The organism is Devosia sp. (assembly GCF_028290435.1).
Lineage (GTDB): Bacteria > Pseudomonadota > Alphaproteobacteria > Rhizobiales > Devosiaceae > Devosia.
In genome coordinates, this window is record NZ_JAQGJV010000092.1 from 1 (window position 1) to 20,511 (window position 20,511).

A 20,511-nucleotide genomic window follows, 5' to 3' on the forward strand; every position below is an offset into this window, starting at 1 on the left:
GTTTGGTGGGAGGGGAATGCGGTCGCGCGATCCCTGGGCCAGCGCGACGTTCGTCTCCTGAAATAGTGGAGGCCACGTTCGGGCGGCCAGAAACCCCATCGCATGCGGCGAGGCGCTGTCTCGCTTATCTACAAAACCATGAGGCACGTCTCGCCGCATGCCGCAGTCTTCGAGCCGTCCCGCTCTGCGGGCAAATCGATCCAGTGGATCGATTTGAGGAGAGAAGGCCATGAGAGCTACGCTCGAATGGCAAGGAACCCGCCCGGCGATTCCGGGCGGCGTTTCCGCGCGTCCATTCAAATATCGATCGATACAATCACCGATTTCCACGCTAGACTTTGCTCGCTTCACAAATGTCTTTGGGGGACTCATCATGATCTACGTTCTCGTCTTGCTGATCGGCATCGTCGCCGGCCTGCGCGCCGCCACGCCAATCGCGGCCATCAGCCTTGGCGCTTATCTCGGCTGGCTCGATTTCACCGGCACCTGGTACAGTTTCCTCGGTTCGCTACCGGCCGTCATCATCCTGGTTCTGCTCGCCATCCTTGAACTGGTCGGCGACCAATTGCCATCGACGCCCAGTCGCAAGGTGCCGATGCAATTCGGCGGCCGCGTCGTCATGGGCGCCATCGCCGGCGCCCTGCTGTTCCCCGCCAATTGGATCATCGGGCTGATCATCGGTGCCGTCGGCGCCGTGCTCGGCACGCTGGGCGGCGCCGAAGTGCGCTCGATGCTGGCCAAGGCCTTCGGCCGCGACCTGCCGGCCGGCCTGGTCGAGGACGTCGTTGCCGTCGTCGCCGCCCTGCTGATCGTCTACTACGTGGTTTGATCGGCGGCCAAACTTCCGCCCTGCGCATCGCCTAACCAGGCTGCGCAGGGTGCGCCACGGAGTTGAAAATGACCGTTCGTCTCGACCGTATCGTTCTGTCAGTCCTGTTGCTCGCCGCCTCGGCGGCGCCAAGCCTGGCTCAGTCTGTCCAGTCCAGCGTGACGCTCAACCTCGACGGCGATGTCGAGAAGAAAACCACCCAATATGACTGTGGCGACTTCGGCCAGATCAGCGTCGTCTATATCAATGCCGGCTCGAATTTCCTCGCCCTCGTGCCCTTTGAAGGCGAGACGCTGATCTTCACCACCGTGCTGAGCGGCTCCGGTGCCCGCTACGTTTCGGGCACCCATGAATGGGCCACCAAGGGACCTGAAGCCACGTTGCTCGATGTCACCGCCGCCCAGGATGCGCCGCCCCTCGCCACCTGCTCCGAAATCATAAATACACCCTAGGCCATGGATACTGTGCCGGCTCCAGAGCTGTTTCCCCATGTTCGCATCGTCATGGGCATGGTCATCGGCCTCGGCATCACGCGCCTGCTGATGGGCGTTGCGGGGCTCGTGCAACACCCCAAGCGTGCGAAACTCTCGGCCATTCACCTGCTGTGGGCCGGCTCGATGCTGATCGAGCTGATCCACTTCTGGTGGTGGCAGTTCGCCCTGTTCCAGCTTACCAACTGGACGTTCGGCATTTTCTTCTTCCTCATCGCCTACACCATCCTGCTGTTCCTGCAGGCGGCCATCCTGTTCCCCGACAACATCTCGGAATATGATGGCTACGAGGATTTCTTCCTGAAGCGCCGCAACTGGTTCTTTGGCCTGTTCGCCGCCAACTTCCTGTTCGACGCCACCGATACGCTGATCAAGGGCCAAGCCCATTGGGACAAGTTCGGCCTCGAATATTACATCCAGGTCCCGATTGGCCTGATCCTCTGCGCCATCGCCATCCGCACCGCCGATAGGCGGTTTCACCTCGCGCTGGTCAGCGTCCACCTGATCTACCAGGGTTCGTGGATTCTGCGCCTCTTCAACACTGTCACCTGACCCCGGAAAGCCCTTCATGCTGCGTGCCGTATCCCACCTCCCCGCCGAGCACGGCCAGGGCATCCCGTTCGACCGTGTCGTCCTCGAACACGACGAACGCCGCCTTCGCCGCAAGCTGCTACGGCTACAGAACGGCGAGGAAATCATGCTCGATTTCCCCCAGACCATCACGCTGGACCACCAGGGCGCCATCCAACTCGACGACGGCCGCCTGGTCGAAGTCATCGCGGCCCCCGAACTGCTCTACGAAATCCGCGCCCTCGACACCGATCATCTGGTCCGTCTCGCCTGGCATATCGGCAATCGCCACACCTCGGCGCAGCTCGAAGCCAGCCGCATCTTGATCAAGCGCGATCATGTGCTCAAGACCATGCTCGAAGGCCTCGGCGCCCTCGTCACCAACGTCTCCGAGCCCTTCTTCGCCGAGCACGGCGCCTATCACAGCCACGCCGAATCCGGCCACGCGCTGCTCGCCCGATGACTGAGCAAGGCGATCTGCAAAAGCTGCTGACTTGGCTATCCCCCGCCTTCCCGGTGGGCGCTTTCGCCTGGTCTGCCGGGCTCGAAACCGCCATCGTCGATCGCCGCATTCACGACCGCACCACCACGCAAGAATGGATCGAAGCCAATCTCGCCCATGGCGGCCTGCGCACCGACGCTATCCTGCTCGCCCACGCTCACCGCTCGTCCACCAATGCAGCCGCTCTGTCCGACCTCGCCGATCTCTGCCTCGCCCTCACCCCGGCCCGCGAGCGCCACGACGAAACCACCATCACCGGCGACGCCTTTGCCAGCGCCGCCCGCGCCTGGCCCTCGCCGGTCTATGCATCGCTGCCGCAGCCCTGTCCCTACCCCATCGCCGTCGGCGCTATCGCCGCCGCCCATGGCATCGACCTGGCCGCCACGCTGGTCGCGTTCCTGACCGCCACTGTCCATGCTCAGGTCTCGGTCGCCGTCCGCCTTGTGCCCATCGGCCAGTCCGATGGCCTCGCCATCATGGCCGCCTTGGAACCGGTTATCCTCGCCCGTGCCGAACTGTGCCAGCATGCCGCACTGGACGATATCGGCACGATCGCCTACGCCGCTGACATCGCCCAGATGCGCCACGAAACCCTCACGACAAGAATATTCCGCTCATGAGCATGCTGATCGCCGCCTTCATGTTCGTCGCCCTGCTGGCGGTTTGCTTTGCCCACCTGCTCTGGTCGATCGGTCGTACCTGGCCGATCCGCGAGGAAAAGCTGCTGGCCCAGACCGTCGTTGGCACCCGCAATATCCAGCGTATGCCACCCAAACTGGCCTCATTCGGCGTCGCCGTCTTCACACTCATCTCCGGCGTGACCGCGCTGGCCCTCGCCGATCACGATAGCGGCGGCATGGGCATGACGCTGCTCGGCGTCCCTTTTGCGGCCATTTTCCTGGCCCGCGGCATTGCGGGCTACACCGCCTGGTTCCAGGCCAAAACCCCCGAACCGAACTTCCGCCTCAACGACCGGCGTGTATACTCGCCGCTATGCCTGGCGCTCGGCGCCGGCTTTCTGGTTCTCGTCGTGATGAGGTTGGTATGAAGTCGCTCAACGGTCCATTGCGCATTGGCATCGGCGGCCCAGTGGGTTCCGGAAAAACCACGCTCTGCGAAATGCTGCTCAAGGCGATGCGCGACCGCTATTCCATGGCCGTCGTCACCAATGACATCTACACCCAGGAAGACGCGCTGATCCTAGCCCGTGCCCAAGCCATTTCCGAAGACCGCATCGTCGGCGTCGAAACCGGCGGCTGCCCGCACACCGCGATCCGCGAAGACGCCTCGCTCAACCTCGCCGCCATCGCCGATCTGAACCGCAAGTTCCCCGATCTCGACATCATCCTGATCGAAAGCGGCGGCGATAACCTGGCCGCGACCTTCTCGCCCGATCTGGCCGACCTGACGATCTACGTCATCTCGGTAGCGCAGGGCGAAAAAATCCCCCGCAAGGGCGGCCCCGCCATTTCGCGCTCCGACCTGCTGGTCATCACCCACACCGATCTCGCCCCCTATGTGGGCGCGAGCCTTGAGGTGATGGAAAGCGACACGCAGAAGGTGCGCGAGGGCCGCCCCTATATCTTCACCGACCTGCTCCGCCGCGAAGCGCTCGACGAGATCATCGCCTATATCGAGCATGCCGGCGGTTTGCAGGACGCCGTCGCCGCCGAATAAGCGGGGCGCCCTGCCTGGAACCTATTGGTCGCGCACCAAGGCCACGACCGAGCGCGGCGTCAGTGTAACGGTGCCTTCGGAGAACGCCACATCGGCCTGGTCGTCGGATTCGATCCCGACCACCCAATCGCCTTCGGGCAATCTCGCCACCACCGGCTCGGTGCGGCGATTGAACCACACCAGCACTTCATCGTCTTTAGTCCGCAATTGCATTCCGAGGACCGAAGCGCCCGACTCCTGCCAGTCGCCTTCGGACATTTCGCGTCCATCCGGATGCAGCCACACCACGTCGCGGATACCCGCCTTGTCGGCGGCCCCGGTCAGGAAATGCTCATGCGTCAGCGCCGGATGGCTGCGCCGGAACCGCTGGGCGGCCGCGACAAAATCGACCAGATCGCCGTCATTGGTTTCCCAATCGACCCAGGTGATTTCATTGTCCTGCGCATAGGCATTGTTATTGCCGCCCTGCGTTCGGTACATTTCGTCGCCCTGCTGGATCAACGGCATGCCGCGCGACAGGAATAGCGTGGCCAGGAGTGCCCGCACATCACGCTTGCGCGCCGCATTGACGGCTTCGTCGTCGGTCTCGCCTTCGACACCGCAATTCCACGAGGAATTATTGCTGTGCCCGTCGCGATTGCCTTCGCCATTGGCCTCATTGTGCTTGTCATTGTAGCTGACGAGATCCCGCAGCGTGAAACCGTCATGCACCGCCAACAGGTTCACACCGCTCGTCGGCTTGCGCCCGGCAAAGTTGAAAATCTCGGCAGAGCCGGCGACCTTGCCAGCGAGTGCGCCGATCTTGCCGTCATCGCCGCGCCAGAAGCTGCGCACTTCATCGCGATAGGTGTCGTTCCACTCGCGGAATTCCTTGCCGAACTGCCCGAGCTGATAGCCGCCCGGGCCCGGATCCCAAGGTTCGGCGACGAGGATCGCCTTGCTCAGCACCGGATCGGCCTTGATCTTCTGCAACAGCTCGGCATTCGGATTGAACCCCGGCTCGCGCCCCAAAACCGGCGCCAGATCGAAGCGGAAGCCCGATACGCCCATTTCCTCGACCCAATAGCGCAGGCTTTCGATCACCAGCCGCTGTGTCGCCGGATGATCGCAGCGCAGCGTATTGCCAGTGCCGGTATCGTTGACCAGATGCTGCTGTCCGTCGACTTCGACGAAGCGATAATAGGTCTTGGCATCCAGCCCCATCAGCGAGAGCATCGGACCGTTTTCGTCGCCCTCGCCGGTGTGGTTATAGACCACGTCGAGGATCACCGAGATGCCGTTCTTGCGGTACAAATCGGTCATGTTCCGCAATTCCTGCGGCCCGCGCGGCATCAGCCGCGGGTCGGGCGCGAAATAGCTGACCGGATTATAGCCCCAGGCATTGGTCAGCCCCAGGCTGGGCAGATGCCCGTCATCGATCCAGGCCGCGATCGGCATCAGTTCGACCGTATCGACGCCCAGATATTTGAAATGGTCGATCACCCGCCGCGTCGTCAAGGCCGCCACAGTGCCGCGCAACGGCCCCTGCACGCTCGGATGGCGCATGGTGAAGCCACGCACATTGAGCTCATACATCAGCTTGGGCGCACGATTGCGCGGCATGATGGACTCATTGCCATCACCCACCACAACCGCCTTGGGGATCAGCGGCGCCGTATCTTCGGACAGGTCACGATGCAGCCGCAACCGCGGCGAGCGCACGAATACCCGGTCCAGCCGCCGTGCATAGGGATCCACCAGAAGTTTGGCAGGATCGAAGAAATACCCCTGCGATGGATTGTACTCGCCATCCGCCCGCAAGCCATAGCGCGCGCCAGCGCCCAGCCCTGCGACCAGTCCGGCACGAATATTGTCCTGATGCACGTCGAGTTCGAACCGATCAGTCTCCTGGTCCTGCTCGTCGTAGATCGAGACCCAGATGTTGGTTGCCGACTCCGAATAGACGGCGAAATTCACGCCCTGATCGACGATAGTCGCGCCGAGTTTTTCGATGCTGCCCGCGCCGGGGACCAAACTGGGTTTCATCAGATTGCCGACATTAGGTGATGACACTGGGTTCCTGACGGCCTGTTCGCTGTTTAAGTCCGGAGAGCTCGTCGGCGAGTTTGGCGAGGGGCTCGAGGGCGAATTGGGTCTCAAGATCGTGTCGTCCATCGGCTGCCTCATAATTTTCGAGATACAGCCGCAACGTTGCCCCGACCGTGCCGGTTCCACTCAGGCGCAACACGACGCGCGAGCCATCGGTGAAACCGATGCGAATGCCCTGCTTGGCGCTGGTCGAGCCATCGACCGGATCGTGATAGGTGAAGTCGTCCGCATAGGCGACCTGCAGGTCATCGCCAAAGTTTTGGCCCACGAGGCCTGGCAGCTTGGCGCGCAGGTCATCCACCAGCGTATTGGCAATGCCCGCGTCGACTTCTTCATAGTCGTGCCGCGTATAATAATTGCGGCCATAGGTGGCCCAATGGTCGCGCACAATCTCATCGACGCTCTGCTTGCGCGCGGCAATGATATTGAGCCAGAGCAGCACCGCCCACAGCCCGTCCTTTTCGCGAACATGGTTCGAACCTGTGCCGGCGCTCTCCTCGCCGCAGATCGTCACCCGGCCTGCGTCGAGCAGGTTGCCAAAGAACTTCCAGCCCGTGGGCGTCTCATGCATTTCGATGCCGAGCTTTTCCGCCACACGATCCGCCGCCGCACTGGTCGGCATCGAGCGCGCAATGCCCGCAATGCCATCCTTGTAGCCGGGCGCCAGATGCGCATTGGCCGCCAGCAGCGCCAGCGAGTCCGATGGCGTCACGAAGCGGTTCTTGCCGATGATGAGGTTACGATCGCCGTCGCCGTCCGAAGCCGCCCCGAAATCGGGGCCCTCCGGGGTCATCAGCAGGTCGAACATGTCCTTGCAATAGACCAGGTTGGGATCGGGATGCCCGCCGCCAAAATCGGGCAGCGGCTTGCCGTTGATAACCGTCCCCGCCGGTGCGCCAAGCCGGCGCTCCAGAATGGCATGCGCGTACGGCCCGGTGATCGCGTGCATGGCGTCGAACGTCATGCGGAAGCCAGAGGCGAATAGCGCTTCGATGGCCGGAAAATCAAACAGCGTTTCCATCAATGCGGCGTAGTCGGCGACCGGATCGATGACCTCGACGACCATCCCGCCGGAATTCTGGATGCCCAGCCGCCCCAGCTCGACATCGCGGTCATTGGCGATTTTGTAGCTCTCTATCACCTTGGTGCGCGCGAAGACCGCGTCGGTGATCTTCTCGGGCGCCGGCCCGCCATTGCCGATATTGTACTTGATCCCGAAATCGCCGTCCGGGCCGCCCGGATTATGGCTGGCTGACAGCACCAGCCCACCAAACGCCTTATAGTGCCGAATCAGATGGCTCGCGGCCGGGGTCGATAGCAGTCCCTCCTGCCCCACGATCACCTTGCCGAACCCATTGGCGGCTGCCATGCGGATCGCCGTCTGGATGGCGACATCATTGTAGAAACGACCGTCCCCGCCAATCACCAGCGTCTTGCCCTGGAAATCGTCAAGGCTATCGAAGATCGCCTGCAGGTAGTTCTCGACGTAGTTTTCTTGGCTGTAGACTTTCACCCGCTTGCGCAGGCCCGAGGTCCCCGGCTTCTGATCGTCGTAGGGCGTCGTGTTAATCGTTTGAATCGTCATTTAATTTCAGCCCTGTCAGTGTGGCGTAGAGATCGGCATAGCGGCCAGCGCTTGCCTCCCAAGACACGTCGGACTTCATCCCCCGCCGTTGAATTTTTTTCCAGGTCTTGTCGTCATTGTAGAGCCGAACCGTCTTGCGGATCGCCTCATAAAGCGCATGCGCGCTATTGGCGTCGAACATCACGCCGGTCGCCACGCCCGCATCCAGCGCCGCCGGATTGGCGTCGATCACCGTATCCGCCAGCCCGCCGATGCGGCTGACGACCGGCACGCAACCATAGCGCAGCCCATAAAGTTGGGTCAGCCCGCACGGCTCGAACCGCGACGGGATCAGGATCGCATCCGACCCGCCCTGGATAAGGTGCGACAGTTCCTCGTCATAGCGCGTAATGATGCCGACCTTGCCGGGATAAAGCCCGGTGGCATGCCGGAACCCGTCTTCCAGATACCCCTCGCCCGAGCCCAGCACCACCAGCCGCGCACCGAGTTCGATTAGGCCCCGCAGCGCCAGCAGCAGCAGGTCCATGCCCTTCTGGTCGGTCAGCCGGCTGATGACGCAGAATAGCGGACCATCCTCGCCATCAAGGCCAAACTTTTCCACCAGCAGCGCCTTGTTGGCCCGGCGCAGATGCACAGTATTGCCAGAGTATTTTTGCGGCAGCGCCGCATCCGTCATCGGGTCCCAAGCGGCGGTGTCGATGCCGTTGAGAATGCCGATCACGGTATCGGCGCGCCCGTTGAGCAAGCCCTCCAGGCCCATGCCGAACTCCGGCGTGCGGATCTCGTCGGCATAATTCGGGCTCACCGTGGTGACGTAGTCAGCGCATTCCATGCCCGATTTCAGATACGAAATGCCGCCGTAATATTCGACGCCACCGACATCGAATGCCTGCGGCGGCAATCGCAGCTGCCCGAAGATTTCGCGTCCGAAAAAGCCTTTGAAGGCCATGTTGTGGACAGTCATGATCGTCTTGATGCCCGAGGGCGTGCCGTATTTGATATAGGCTGGCACCAGCCCCGCCTGCCAGTCGTGGCAGTGGATCACCTGCGGGCGATAGCCGTCGACCAGCCCCCAGGCCAGTTCTGCCGCCACCCAGCTCAGCGCCGCAAAGCGCTTCCAGTTGTCCGGCCAGTCCCAGCCATCCGGCGCCACATAGGGGTTGCCCGGACGGTCATAGAGATGTGGCGCCTCGATGACGATCAGGTCGAGCCCAGCGAACCGGCCCGCGATCAGCTTGCCCGGGGCGCCGAACAGGTCGTCGATTTCCGCGACCACCCGGCCGCCGTCGATCTTGCTCATCACCGCCGGATAACCCGGCAGCAGTGTGCGCAGGGTCACGCCCTTGTCGCCCAGCGCCAGAGGCAGGGCGCCGGCCACGTCGGCCAGCCCCCCGGTCTTGATCAGCGGATAGACTTCGGCCGCAACGGAGAGGACTTCGATCATCGGCTCGCCAAGTACTTGTCAATCATCGCCTGGGTGATCAGCGTCACCCCTTCTTCGCTGCGCCGGAACCATTTGGCGTCGAATTCGGGGTCCTCGCCCACCACCAGCCCCTCGGGGATGTTCACCCCGCGGTCGATCACCACCTTGGTCAGCCGCGCACTGCGCCCGATATCGCAATAGGGCAGCACCACCGCCTCGTTGAGCTCGGAATATGAATGTACCCTTGAGCCGGTCGATAGCAGCGTCTTCTGCAGGTAACCGCCCGAAATGATGCAGTCGCCCGACACCAGCGAATTGACCGCCGCACCGCGCCGACCGTCGAAGTCATGCACGAACTTGGCTGGCGGGGTGATCTCCGCATAGGTCCAGATCGGCCAGTCACGGTCGTAGAGGTCCAACTGCGGCTGGATATCGGTCAGATCGATCGAGGCCTTCCAATAAGCGTCGATCGTGCCCACGTCCCGCCAATAGCTGACATCTTCCTTGGACGAGCGCACGCAGGAGCGGTTGAAGCGATGCGCCCAGGCGGTGCCGTTCTTGACGATATAGGGGATGATGTCCTTGCCGAAATCGCGGCTGGAGCCTTCGGTCGCGGCATCGCGGCGCAACTGTTCCATCAGGAACCGCGTCTCAAACACATAGATGCCCATCGACGCCAGCGCCATGTTCGGATTGTCGGGAATGCCCGGCGGGTCCTTGGGCTTTTCCACGAAATCGACCACGCGGTCGCGTCCGTCGACGGCCATCACGCCGAAGCCGGCGGCTTCCATGCGCGGCACTTCCAGGCACCCGATGGTCACGTCCGCGCCGGTGTCCACATGCTGGCGCAGCATGATTTCGTAGTCCATCTTGTAGATGTGGTCGCCGGCCAGGATGACGATGTAGCGGGCGCCGTAATCCTCGATGATGTCCATGTTCTGGTACACGGCGTCGGCGGTGCCGGCGTACCACATGTCCTCGGCCACGCGCTGGCTGGCGGGGAGCACGTCGAAGCTTTCGTTCCGCTCCGGCCGCAGGAAGTTCCAGCCGCGTCCTAGATGCCGGATCAGGCTATGAGCCTGATACTGCGTGGCGACCGAAATTCGGCGAATGCCCGAATTGATGGCATTGGAGAGCGCAAAATCGATGATGCGCGACTTGCCGCCGAAATATACGGCGGGTTTCGCGCGCCGGTCCGTCAATTCCATCAGCCGCGTACCGCGGCCACCGGCGAGCACATAGGCCATGGCCTCGCGTGCCAGCGGTGAAGGAACTCGATAGTCTGCCATTTTACCCTCCACAAATGCCCGGATTGGTCCGAGACGTATCGCAATGAAACCGGCTTATTCCGGCTCGAATTTCAGGAATAGTGTCGATAGCGGCGGCAGGTAAAGTTCCGCCTCCGCCGGCCAATGCTGGCCCGTGACGGGCTTGGCTATGACCGCGCCCTGATTGCCCGTATTGCTGCCCGCGTACCAGCCGGCATCGGTATTGATCCGCTCCACCCACTTGCCAGCGACCGGCATCGGGATGCGGTAATTCTCGCGCGGCACCGGGGTGAAATTGGAAACCACCAGCACCGGATCGGCCCCCGGCGCCTTGCGCACCCAGGCAAACACCGAATTGGCATAGTCATTACCGATGATCCACTCGAACCCGTCCGGCTCGCAATCGCGCTCATGCAGCGCCGGCAACTGGCGATAGGCGGTGTTCAAATCCGTCACCAGCCGGCGCATGCCTTCATGCATGCCCGCATCGAGCAGCCACCAGTCCAGCGACTTGCTCTCGGCCCATTCTTCGCGTTGGGCGAATTCCTGGCCCATGAACAGCAGCTTCTTGCCGGGATGGCCCCACATGAAGGCGTAGTACGCCCGCAGATTGGCGAATTGCTGCCAGTCATCGCCCGGCATTTTCTCGATCAGCGAGCCCTTGCCATGCACCACTTCGTCATGGCTCAGCGGCAGCACAAAATTCTCGGAGAACGCGTAGACCATGCCGAAGGTCATGTCATTGTGGTGGTATTTGCGATGCACCGCCTCACGGCTCATGAACCGCAGCGTGTCGTTCATAAAGCCCATGTTCCACTTGAACCCGAAGCCCAGCCCGCCCGTATAGGCGGGGTGGCTGACACCGGGCCATGAGGTGGATTCCTCAGCGATCATGAACGTGCCGGGATGCAGCCGGTAGGCCTCGATATTCACCTTGCGGATGAACTCGACGGCTTCCAGGTTCTCGTTACCGCCCAGCTTGTTGGGCACCCACTGCCCCGCCTGGCGCGAATAATCGAGATACAGCATCGACGCCACCGCATCGACTCGCAGCCCATCGATATGGAATTTCTCGAGCCAATAGAGCGCATTGTTGACGAGGAAGCTGACGACCTCGCGCCGGCCGAAATTGTAGATCGCCGTGTTCCAGTCAGGGTGATAGCCCTGCCGCGGATCGGCGTGCTCGTAGAGCGCCGTGCCATCGAAATGCGCCAAGCCGAACTCGTCGGTCGGGAAATGCGCAGGCACCCAGTCAAGGATAATCCCCAACCCTGCCTCATGCGCGGCATCGACAAAGCGCGCAAACGCCGCCGGATCGCCGAACCGCGCGGTGGGGGAATAAAGCCCGGTCGGCTGATAACCCCAGCTCGGATCGAACGGATGCTCGGTGATCGGCATCAGCTCGATATGGGTGTAACCCATGTCGGCCGCATACGGCACGAGCTGCTCGGCCAACTGGTCATAGGTCAAAAACCCGCCATCTGGTCGCCGGCGCCATGAGCCGAGATGCACCTCATAGATCGACATCGGCGTGCGGCGCCAATCGCGCGTCGCGCGTTCCTCGATATATTTCTGGTCGGTCCACATGAACGGCGTCGGATCGGGCACCACCGAAGCCGTCTTGGGCCGCATTTCCGATTGCCGCGCAAACGGATCGGCCTTCAGCGGCAACACAACGCCATCGGGCCCAACGATCTCGAATTTATACAGCGTGCCCGTTCCCAGCACCGGGATGAACACTTCCCATATGCCGTTCTCGAACCGGTTGCGCATCGGATTGCGCCGCCCGTCCCACTCGTTGAACGGGCCAACCACGCTGACGCGCTTGGCATTGGGCGCCCACACCGCAAAATGCGTGCCGTGAATGCCCTCGAATTCCATCTCATGGGCGCCGAGCTTGTCGAACAGCCGCAAATGGCTGCCTTCGCCGATATAGTAATCGTCCATCGGCCCAAGCACCGGTCCGAAGCTATAGGCGTCATAGACCTCCCATTCGCCACCGGCATTCTTGGCGCGATAGCGGATCGGCTGGCGCTTATCGACCTTGACCTTACCTTCGAAAAAGCCAGCAGGATGCCGTGGTGTCAAAAAACCGAGCTCGGTACCCTCGAGCGTAAAAGCTTCGACCAGTTCGGCATGCGGGATAAACGCGCGCAGCACCCAGTCGGTCCCGACCTGCTGCAGCCCCAGGAAGCCGAACGGATTGGCGTGCCGTCCGGCGACGATTGCCTCCACCTCTGCCGAGTCGGCCTGCCAGATTTCCTTACTCAAACGTCCGTCCCCCTATGGTCCGTTGCAGCGCACCAGTGCGCCGCGTGTGACCTTACGTTTTCCGCCGGCCTGATCTTGAGGTCAGTTACCGCCAGTCGACTCGTCATGCGGGCACCGTCACGCCCCAGATGTCAGCGGCATATTGCCGAATGGTGCGGTCAGACGAGAAGAACCCCACATGGGCGGTATTGCGGATCGCCATGGCGTTCCACTTCCGCTTGTCGGTCCAGATCGCATCCACCTGCGCCTGCGCTTCGACATAGGCGTCGAAGTCACGCGCCACCATGAACCAGTCATGGTCGTAGAGCGCGCCAATCAAGTCGCGATAGCGGTTCGGATCATCAGGCGAGAACACCCCCGATGAAATCGACCCCAGCGCTTCCTTCAGGCGCGGCGAGACGTCGATAGCCGACCGCGGCACTTCGCTCTTGGCCCGCTTTTCGTTCACTTCGTCGGTCGTCAGGCCGAAGATCACGATATTGTCCGCGCCCACTTCCTTGTGCATTTCCACATTTGCACCATCCATGGTGCCGATGGTGATCGCGCCATTGGCCATGAACTTCATGTTGCCGGTGCCCGAGGCTTCCATGCCAGCCGTCGAAATCTGCTCGGACAGGTCCGCGGCAGGTACGATCACTTCGGCAAGGCTGACATTGTAGTTGGGCAGGAAGACCACCTTGAGCAGGCCACGCACCGCAGGATCATTGTTGATGACCCTGGCCACGTCATTGATGAGTTTGATGATGAGCTTGGCGTTCCAGTAGCCCGGAGCCGCCTTGCCAGCAAAAATCTTAACGCGCGGAACCCATTCGCGTTCCGGATGCGCGCGAATTTCATCATAGGCAGCAACAGCTTGGATAATGTTCAGCAACTGTCGCTTGTATTCGTGGATGCGCTTGATCTGCACGTCGAACATCGCGTCCGGCGATACCACGATGCCCAGCCGATCCTTGATCAGCTGCGCCAACCGGCGTTTGTTGCCCATCTTGACGGCCGCGAACTGCCCCTGGAACGAGGGATCGTCCGCATGCGCATCGAGCCCCCTGAGCAGCTCGATATCGTCGAGGAATCCGGGTCCGATGCGGTCGATCACGAGCTTGGTCAGCCCCGGATTGCACTGCATCAACCAGCGCCGTGGCGTGATGCCGTTGGTCTTGTTGTTGATGCGATCCGGATAGAGCTTGTGCAGGTCCGAAAACACCGTCTTTTTCATCAGCTCGGTGTGCAGCGCCGAAACGCCGTTGATCGAGTGCGAGCCGACAAACGCCAGTTGACCCATGCGCACGCGCCGGCCACCTGCTTCATCGATCAGCGACACATTGGCGATCTGCGCGTCGGTGAACTTGGCGCGCACCCGCGCCTCGGTCAAAACGTCGGCGTTGATCTGGTAGATGATCTGCATATGGCGCGGCAGCAGCCGTTCCAGCAGGGCCACCGGCCAGGTTTCGAGCGCCTCGGGCAGCAGCGTGTGGTTGGTATAGCCGAACACCCCACGGCTGAGCTTCCAGGCCTCGGCCCATTTCAGCCCATTGTCATCGACCAGGATGCGCATCAGCTCGCAGATCGAAATCGCCGGATGGGTGTCGTTGAGATGGATTGCCACCTTGTCGGGCAGCGAACCCAGATCGCCATATTGCTGCAAATGCCGGCGCACGATGTCCTGCAGCGATGCCGACGAGAAGAAGAACTCCTGTCGCAGCCGCAATTCCTGGCCCGCCGCCGTCGAGTCGGCCGGATACAGCACCCGCGTGATCGCTTCAGCCCGTGAGCTTTCCTCCAGCGCCCCGATATGGTCGCCCGAGTTGAACTTATCCAACAGGATCGGATCGATCGGCTGCGCACTCCACAGCCGCAGCGTATTCACCCGCGCGCCGCGCCAACCCACGATTGGCGTGTCAAAAGCCACCGCCAGCACATGGTCGTTCGGCCGCCATTCCTGGCGGATCGTGCCGTCCGGATCGGTCACCGGCTCGACATGGCCGCCGAAGCCGACTTCGTAGGCGCTTTCACGCCGCTCGAATTCCCATGGATTGCCGTGGGCGAGCCATTCTTCGGGCAGTTCGACCTGCCAGCCCTCGCTCATTTCCTGCCGGAATAGGCCGTGCACATAGCGAATGCCGTAGCCGTAGGCGGGAATTTTGAGCGTCGACATTGACTCAAGGAAACACGCCGCCAGCCGCCCCAGACCGCCATTGCCCAAAGCCGCATCGGGCTCCAGGTTGATCAGGTCGCCCAGATCGACATTGAGGTTCTTGAGTGCATCGCGCACCGGCTCGATCAGCCCAACATTGCTCATCGCGTCGCGCATCAGGCGACCAATCAGGAACTCGAGGCTGAGATAATAGACGCGCTTCTGCGAGGTCCGCCACGTCTCGCGTGAGGACTCCATCCAGCGGTCCATGACCCGGTCACGCACAGCCATGATCGTGGCGGTGAGCCAGTCATGTGGGCGGGCGACAATGGGGTCTTTCCCGACTGAATAAATCAGTCTTTCTAGGATCTCGGCCTGGATGGCCTCAACGGTTGTGGCACGTGGCTCCGGCGTAGGGGCGTCGTAAACGATCGGCTGTTGCGGCATATCGCAATCCAGGTTTCATGACGATGTATTCCCCTCTAGAGACTTTAGTCTTGCACTTAATTTGGGCAGTTGAAACCCCCAGAATTTTGCATGGCTCTATGCCGGTTCGACCGGATGCGTAGTCTTGGAAACTGTTTCCTCGATCGCCTCGGGATCGATGTCCACGCCGCTCTCGCGAGCCTGATCCTCGGCATTGCTGAGCAGCAGATGCCGCCCCGCCATTGCGGGCCCGCCGGCCTGTTGCAGGTCGAAGCGCTGCCGGTCGCGCTGGCGCACGCCCTCCAGAACTTCGTCCGCCTCTTCGTCGGTGGCACCAAGGATGCGGATCGCCGCCCGCCCGAATGCCAGCGATGATTCGAAAACCTCGCGGATTTGATATTCGACCCCGGTATTGATCAGCTTGATGGCATGGCCACGGTCGAACGCCCGCGCCATCACCTTGACCAGGGGGAACTCGTCCCGCAGCAATTCGGCGATGCGGATCGCGGATTCGCGGTTATCGACGCAGATCATCACCACGTCGGCCGTCTCCGCGCCCGCCGCCCGCAGAATGTCCAGCCGTGTCCCGTCGCCGTAGTAAATCTTGAAACCTAGTTGCGCGGCCACCCGGATCATGTCGGTGTCGTTATCGATGATCGACACCGTGTGGCGCATCGCCAGCAGCGGCTGGCTGGCAATCTGCCCGAAACGGCCGAAGCCGATCAACAGAATGCGGGCATCGAGGCCGTCGGCCTTCTCGACGCCCTCCATCGACTGCTTGGCCTTGGGCATCACATACCGCAGCCCAATAATGGCGAATGGGGTAATGACCATCGAGACGATCACGGTAGCGGTGAAGATCGCATTGGTGGGCCCGTCGATCAGCCCCGCCGTCGCAGCGGTTGTATAGAGCACGAAAGCGAATTCGCCGCCCTGCGACATCAGCACCGCGCGCTCCAGCGCTTCGGCATGCTTGGACTTGAGTAGCCGCGCAATGACATAGATCGCGCCTGCCTTGACCAGCATGTAGGCGACCACGCTCATGGCGATGATGACCCAGTGTCCGGCCACAACCGACAGGTCCAGCGACATGCCCACGGCGAGGAAAAACAGCCCGAGCAGAATGCCACGGAACGGCTCGACATCGGCCTCCAATTGGTTACGGAACGTCGAGGTCGACAGCAACACGCCCGCCAGGAATGCCCCCATCGCCATCGACAAGCCGCTGACCTGGAACAGCAGTGCCGCCCCCAGCACTACCAGAAGCGCCGCCGCTGTCATCACCTCGCGCAATTTGCTGGCGGCAAGCAGCGCGAACAGCGGATTCATGATCCGTCGCCCCAGGAAAATCAGCAGCGCCACGGCACCCAGCGCGATGGCGATACTAGTCAAGCGCGCCCATAGCCCGCCATCTTCACCCGTCGGCGCCAAGATGGCGATAACGGCCAGGAGCGGCACGATTGCGAGATCTTCCAGCAGCAGGATCGACACCATGCGTTGCCCGCTATCGGTCGACAACTCGCCCCGTTCACCCAGAATCTGCATGACGATTGCCGTCGAGGTCAAAACGAACCCCATGCCGAAAACGAAAGCCACTACCGGCGCAAACCCCAGCAGCACGCCAATCCCGGTCAGCAGCGCGCCACACGTGGCAACCTGGATGACCCCCAGCCCGAAAATCTGCTTGCGCAGCGCCCACAACTTCGCGGGCTCCATTTCGAGGCCGATGATAAAAAGGAACATGACGACGCCAAGTTCGGCCGCCGCCAGCACAGATTCAGGATCATGGATGAGGCCGAGACCGGATGGTCCGAGCAGGAGGCCCGCGGCCAGATAGCCCAGCACGCTGCCCAGCCCCAGCCGCTTGAACAACGGCACGGCAATCACGCCCGCCGCCAGCAGCACCACGACCGGCACCAAATCTATGCCATGGCTCGCCGCCTCTGCCGCATGCCCCACTACTTCAACCGCCACGAACACTCTCCTGCATTAAGCGGCAAGTGTTTCGCCTGCTCACCACGGCGTCAAGCGTCATGGCTGCAGGGCAGTCCCTCAGGTCGCCGTTTCGACCCCGCTCGGCAGCGTACCTTCGGGTGGCTGAAGGCGGGCATCCTTGCGCTTTTCCGCCGGGGTTGCGGCAGCTTCAGCCTGTTCGCGAATGGCCTTGGCCGCATTGGCGAGCAACTCGTCGCGGTCGGTCATATTGCGCGTGCGCCGCACCCGCCGGCTTGGCTCCAGCGGTTTGCTGGGCAACAGATGCGCCATAATTGACGTGGTGATCAACAGCGATGGCACAGCCACGAGCCCCCCCACCGGACCCCAGGCCCAAAGCCAGAAAGTAATGGACAGGAAGATCAGGAAAGGATTGAGCGTCATCGTGCGACCGATGAAATGAGGCGTAACCACCTGCCCTTCGCAAAAGGTAATCACCAGATAACAGGCCACCGGTAGCAGGATATGTTCCAGCCCGGTCTGGGTCCCGAGACCCACCGATACCAGCACCAGGATCATGACACCCTGCCCCACATAGGGAATATAGTTCAGCACCGCCGCCATCGCGCCCCACAGCAGTGGTGAAGGCATGCCGATGGCCCACATGACCAGCGTCACCGCAGCGCCGACGCACATGTTGATCAACGTGATCGACAGCAGGAACCGCGACACCTTCTGTTCGACATCGCGAAACACATGCGCCGTACGCCAGCGCATCCGGCGGCTGACGCAGAGCGACAAAACCGACAGACGGATATGGTCGCGCGTCGCCACGAAAAAGTAGAGACTGGCGAGGAAGATCAGCATTTGAGCCAGAATTGCTGGGGCAAGCAGCGCAATGCTGGTAACGGCGCCGCCTCCATTGTCCACCGTCACGCTCATCGCGCTGGATCGCCCGAAGACCGACCCCAACTGCTCCTGGAACGAGCCGATGGCGGCCAGCGGCTCTTTGAAATTGGCCAGTTCCGCCTGCAATTTCTGCCAGATCATCGGGCCCTTGGCGACCCATTCCGACAGCGGCACGGCAAACAGCGCCATGCCCACCAGGATGACGGCAATCAGCAGCAGTACCACCACGGCGGAGGATAGCGCCGGTGGCACGCCGAACCGCTCTACCCGATCGGCAACCGGGCCGAACATCAAGCCGATGACGATGGCGAGGAAAACCGGGGCGAGGAACACCTGCCCAACCTGCAACGCAACCACCAGCACCATGAAGCCCAGGAACACTAGCGCAACACTGCCGGCATTGCGCAAAATGCGCTCGAACTGGCTCTCCGACAGCTCCTGGTCGACCTTGCTGCTCGACGCGCGTGCCATCTGTTGTCTCTCGATATTTTATGCCCGTGCGCACAACGGCGGCGCAGTCCAAACGTTCCGGTCGACCGCCTTGTCGGCGCCAGCTATCATCGCGGCGATTCAACCTTTGGAGCTAAGGCCTTCTCATGCCCCGCAAAATTATCATCGACACCGATCCTGGCCAGGACGATGCCGTCGCCATCCTGCTCGCGCTGGCCTCACCCGAGCTTGAAGTGCTGGGCATCGTGGCCGTGGCGGGCAATGTGGGCCTGCACCACAACGCCAACAATGCCCTCAAGATCGCCGAGCTTGCCGGCCGTGCCGATGTCCCGGTCTATGCCGGTTGTGCCCGCCCGATGCGCCGCACGCTGGTGACCGCCGAGCATGTGCATGGCGATACCGGCCTCAACGGCCCCGACCTGCCGGCTCCAAAGACCCCGCTTCAGGCCCAGCACGGCGTCGACTACATCATCGACACGCTGATGGCCGCCGAACCCAAGAGCATCACGCTCTGCACGCTGGGACCGCTGACCAATATCGGCATGGCGCTGGTCAAGCAGCCGGCCATTGCCGACCGCATCGCCGAGATCGTCATGATGGGCGGCGGCTATTTCGAGGCCGGCAACATCACCCCGGCCGCTGAATTCAACATCTATGTCGATCCGGAGGCCGCCGACTTGGTGATGCGCTGCGGCGCGCCGATCACCATGATGACGCTCGACGTGACGCATCAAATCCAGTCGACGCCCGAACGGCTCAACGCCATCCGCGCCATCGGCAACAAGAGCGGCACCGCGGTCTACGAAATGCTCAGCTTCTCGGAGAGCTTTGACCTGAAAAAATATGGCTGGGACGGCGCCCCGCTGCACGACCCCACTGTCATCGCCTACCTGCTGCGCCCCGAACTGTTCACCGGCCGCCTCTGCAACGTCTCCATCGAGACCGCCAGCGAGCTGACCGTCGGCATGACCGTGGCCGATTACTGGCACGTCACCGATAAGCCCCGGAACGTGAACTACATGCGCAATGGCAACGCGGCTGGCTTCTACGCGCTCCTGCTGGAACGCCTCGCGCTGCTGCCGTAACGATTGCGAAGCTGACCGACCAGCGTTAGGGTCCGCCTCCAATCTGGCGGGCCCATCATGGATATCTTCACGCTTCTGACCTTCACCATCGCTTATGCCATCGCCGTGCTGGTGCCCGGCCCCGGCGTCGCTGCCGTGGTGGCGCGCGCCTTGGGCGGCGGCTTTCGCGGCGCCTTCCCCATGGTGCTCGGCATCCTGGCGGGCGATCTGGTGTATTTCGTTTTTGCGGTCTTCGGGCTTGCGGCCGTCGCCCACTATTTCGGGCCGATCTTCGTCGTTATCCGCTGGGCCGGCGCCGCGTACCTGCTCTATGTCGCTTATAAATTCTGGACCGCACGCCCCGGCGCGGAACAGATGAAGCCCAAGAGCGAGAGCCCGCTGAAAACCTTCCTCGCCGGTTTCTCGCTGACCATGGGCAATCCCAAGACCATCGTCTTTTACCTGGCCATCCTGCCCACGGTGATCCCGCTCGACCAGATGAACCCGGTCGCCTTCGCGGAACTAACTTTCATCGTGGTCGTGGTGCTACTCATCATCGGCTGCGGCTATGCCTGGTTGGCCTCCGCCGCCCGCGAAATGTTCCGCAGCCCCAAGGCGCTGGGCCGTCTCAACAAGACCGCCGGCGCCATGATGGCCACGGCCGCCGGCCTCGTCGTCTGGCAGCACTAAATCGCCTTCTCGGTCTGCCGATCGAACAGGTGCACGTTCGTGGGCTCGATCCGTACGCCGACATTGTCACCAGCCTTGGCCGCCGTGCGGCCGGTCTCGACCACGGTGAGTTCCGGCGTGGTCGCGGTCGTCACATAGGTCATCGACCCTGTCGACTCCACCCCCGCCACCGGCAGCCGCAGGCTCGCCTGCTCCAGCGGCACGA

General features: G+C 62.2%; 17 protein-coding genes and 1 pseudogene. 9 read left to right on the plus strand and 9 right to left on the minus strand.

Going from position 1 to position 20,511, the window contains the following annotated elements; genetic code table 11:
- The first annotated feature begins 373 nt into the window (after window positions 1-373).
- From JWP26_RS20430 to ureG, 7 genes are all read left to right on the plus strand, one after another.
- A complete protein-coding gene (locus tag JWP26_RS20430) occupies window positions 374-829 on the plus strand; it encodes a DUF4126 family protein (RefSeq protein ID WP_299732252.1) in 456 nt (151 codons plus the stop codon).
- A 68-nt stretch (window positions 830-897) separates the two neighbouring features.
- Complete coding sequence (locus tag JWP26_RS20435) at window positions 898-1,281, plus strand: MliC family protein (RefSeq protein WP_299732255.1); 384 nt, start codon at window positions 898-900, stop codon at window positions 1,279-1,281.
- Window positions 1,282-1,284: 3 nt separating this feature from the next.
- Window positions 1,285-1,872 carry a hypothetical protein gene (locus JWP26_RS20440; protein WP_299732257.1) on the plus strand — a complete coding sequence of 196 codons (588 nt, stop codon included), beginning with the start codon at window positions 1,285-1,287 and terminating at the stop codon, window positions 1,870-1,872.
- Window positions 1,873-1,888: 16 nt separating this feature from the next.
- Window positions 1,889-2,353 (plus strand): urease accessory protein UreE, encoded by a 465-nt coding sequence (locus JWP26_RS20445; protein ID WP_299732259.1) that lies wholly within the window; start codon window positions 1,889-1,891, stop codon window positions 2,351-2,353.
- Complete coding sequence (locus JWP26_RS20450; protein ID WP_299732262.1) at window positions 2,350-3,012, plus strand: urease accessory protein UreF; 663 nt, start codon at window positions 2,350-2,352, stop codon at window positions 3,010-3,012. Before JWP26_RS20445 ends, JWP26_RS20450 begins: the two co-directional genes overlap by 4 nt.
- Complete coding sequence (locus JWP26_RS20455) at window positions 3,009-3,440, plus strand: DUF3995 domain-containing protein (RefSeq protein ID WP_299732265.1); 432 nt, start codon at window positions 3,009-3,011, stop codon at window positions 3,438-3,440. The genes JWP26_RS20450 and JWP26_RS20455 overlap by 4 nt, the downstream gene beginning before the upstream one ends.
- Complete coding sequence (gene ureG / locus JWP26_RS20460) at window positions 3,437-4,069, plus strand: urease accessory protein UreG (RefSeq protein WP_299732268.1); 633 nt, start codon at window positions 3,437-3,439, stop codon at window positions 4,067-4,069. The genes JWP26_RS20455 and ureG overlap by 4 nt, the downstream gene beginning before the upstream one ends.
- Window positions 4,070-4,090: 21 nt before the next feature.
- On the opposite strand, the gene glgX is transcribed toward ureG, so the two are convergent.
- The 8 genes from glgX to JWP26_RS20500 form a co-directional block, all read right to left on the minus strand.
- Window positions 4,091-6,094 (minus strand): glycogen debranching protein GlgX, encoded by a 2,004-nt coding sequence (glgX, locus tag JWP26_RS20465; protein WP_299732271.1) that lies wholly within the window; start codon window positions 6,092-6,094, stop codon window positions 4,091-4,093.
- 13 nt (window positions 6,095-6,107) lie between these two features.
- Window positions 6,108-7,742 carry an alpha-D-glucose phosphate-specific phosphoglucomutase gene (locus tag JWP26_RS20470; RefSeq protein ID WP_299732274.1) on the minus strand — a complete coding sequence of 545 codons (1,635 nt, stop codon included), beginning with the start codon at window positions 7,740-7,742 and terminating at the stop codon, window positions 6,108-6,110.
- Window positions 7,723-9,183, minus strand: a complete 1,461-nt coding sequence (glgA, locus tag JWP26_RS20475; RefSeq protein ID WP_299732294.1) for a glycogen synthase GlgA — start codon at window positions 9,181-9,183, stop codon at window positions 7,723-7,725. Before glgA ends, JWP26_RS20470 begins: the two co-directional genes overlap by 20 nt.
- On the minus strand, window positions 9,183-10,454 hold the full coding sequence (glgC, locus tag JWP26_RS20480) for a glucose-1-phosphate adenylyltransferase (protein ID WP_299732277.1): 1,272 nt from the start codon (window positions 10,452-10,454) through the stop codon (window positions 9,183-9,185). The genes glgA and glgC overlap by 1 nt, the downstream gene beginning before the upstream one ends.
- A gap of 54 nt (window positions 10,455-10,508) precedes the next feature.
- Window positions 10,509-12,704 (minus strand): 1,4-alpha-glucan branching protein GlgB, encoded by a 2,196-nt coding sequence (gene glgB, locus JWP26_RS20485; protein ID WP_299732280.1) that lies wholly within the window; start codon window positions 12,702-12,704, stop codon window positions 10,509-10,511.
- 103 nt (window positions 12,705-12,807) lie between these two features.
- Window positions 12,808-15,282, minus strand: coding sequence for a glycogen/starch/alpha-glucan phosphorylase (locus tag JWP26_RS20490; protein WP_299732282.1), 2,475 nt, complete (start codon window positions 15,280-15,282; stop codon window positions 12,808-12,810).
- Window positions 15,283-15,378: 96 nt separating this feature from the next.
- Entirely contained in the window at window positions 15,379-17,235 is a 1,857-nt protein-coding gene (locus JWP26_RS20495; protein ID WP_299732284.1) for a monovalent cation:proton antiporter-2 (CPA2) family protein, read from the minus strand.
- A gap of 78 nt (window positions 17,236-17,313) precedes the next feature.
- Entirely contained in the window at window positions 17,314-18,573 is a 1,260-nt protein-coding gene (locus tag JWP26_RS20500; protein WP_299732286.1) for an AI-2E family transporter, read from the minus strand.
- A gap of 125 nt (window positions 18,574-18,698) precedes the next feature.
- On the opposite strand from JWP26_RS20500, the gene JWP26_RS20505 reads away from it, so the two are divergent.
- Together JWP26_RS20505 and JWP26_RS20510 are read left to right on the plus strand one after the other, a co-directional pair.
- Window positions 18,699-19,637, plus strand: a complete 939-nt coding sequence (locus JWP26_RS20505) for a nucleoside hydrolase (protein ID WP_299732289.1) — start codon at window positions 18,699-18,701, stop codon at window positions 19,635-19,637.
- Between the two features lie 57 nt (window positions 19,638-19,694).
- Window positions 19,695-20,306, plus strand: coding sequence for a LysE family translocator (locus JWP26_RS20510; protein ID WP_299732292.1), 612 nt, complete (start codon window positions 19,695-19,697; stop codon window positions 20,304-20,306).
- Here JWP26_RS20510 and JWP26_RS20515 read toward each other — a convergent pair.
- Window positions 20,303-20,511 (minus strand): annotated as a pseudogene (locus JWP26_RS20515) (glycerol-3-phosphate ABC transporter ATP-binding protein); the annotation flags it as partial. The gene JWP26_RS20510 and the pseudogene JWP26_RS20515 overlap by 4 nt on opposite strands.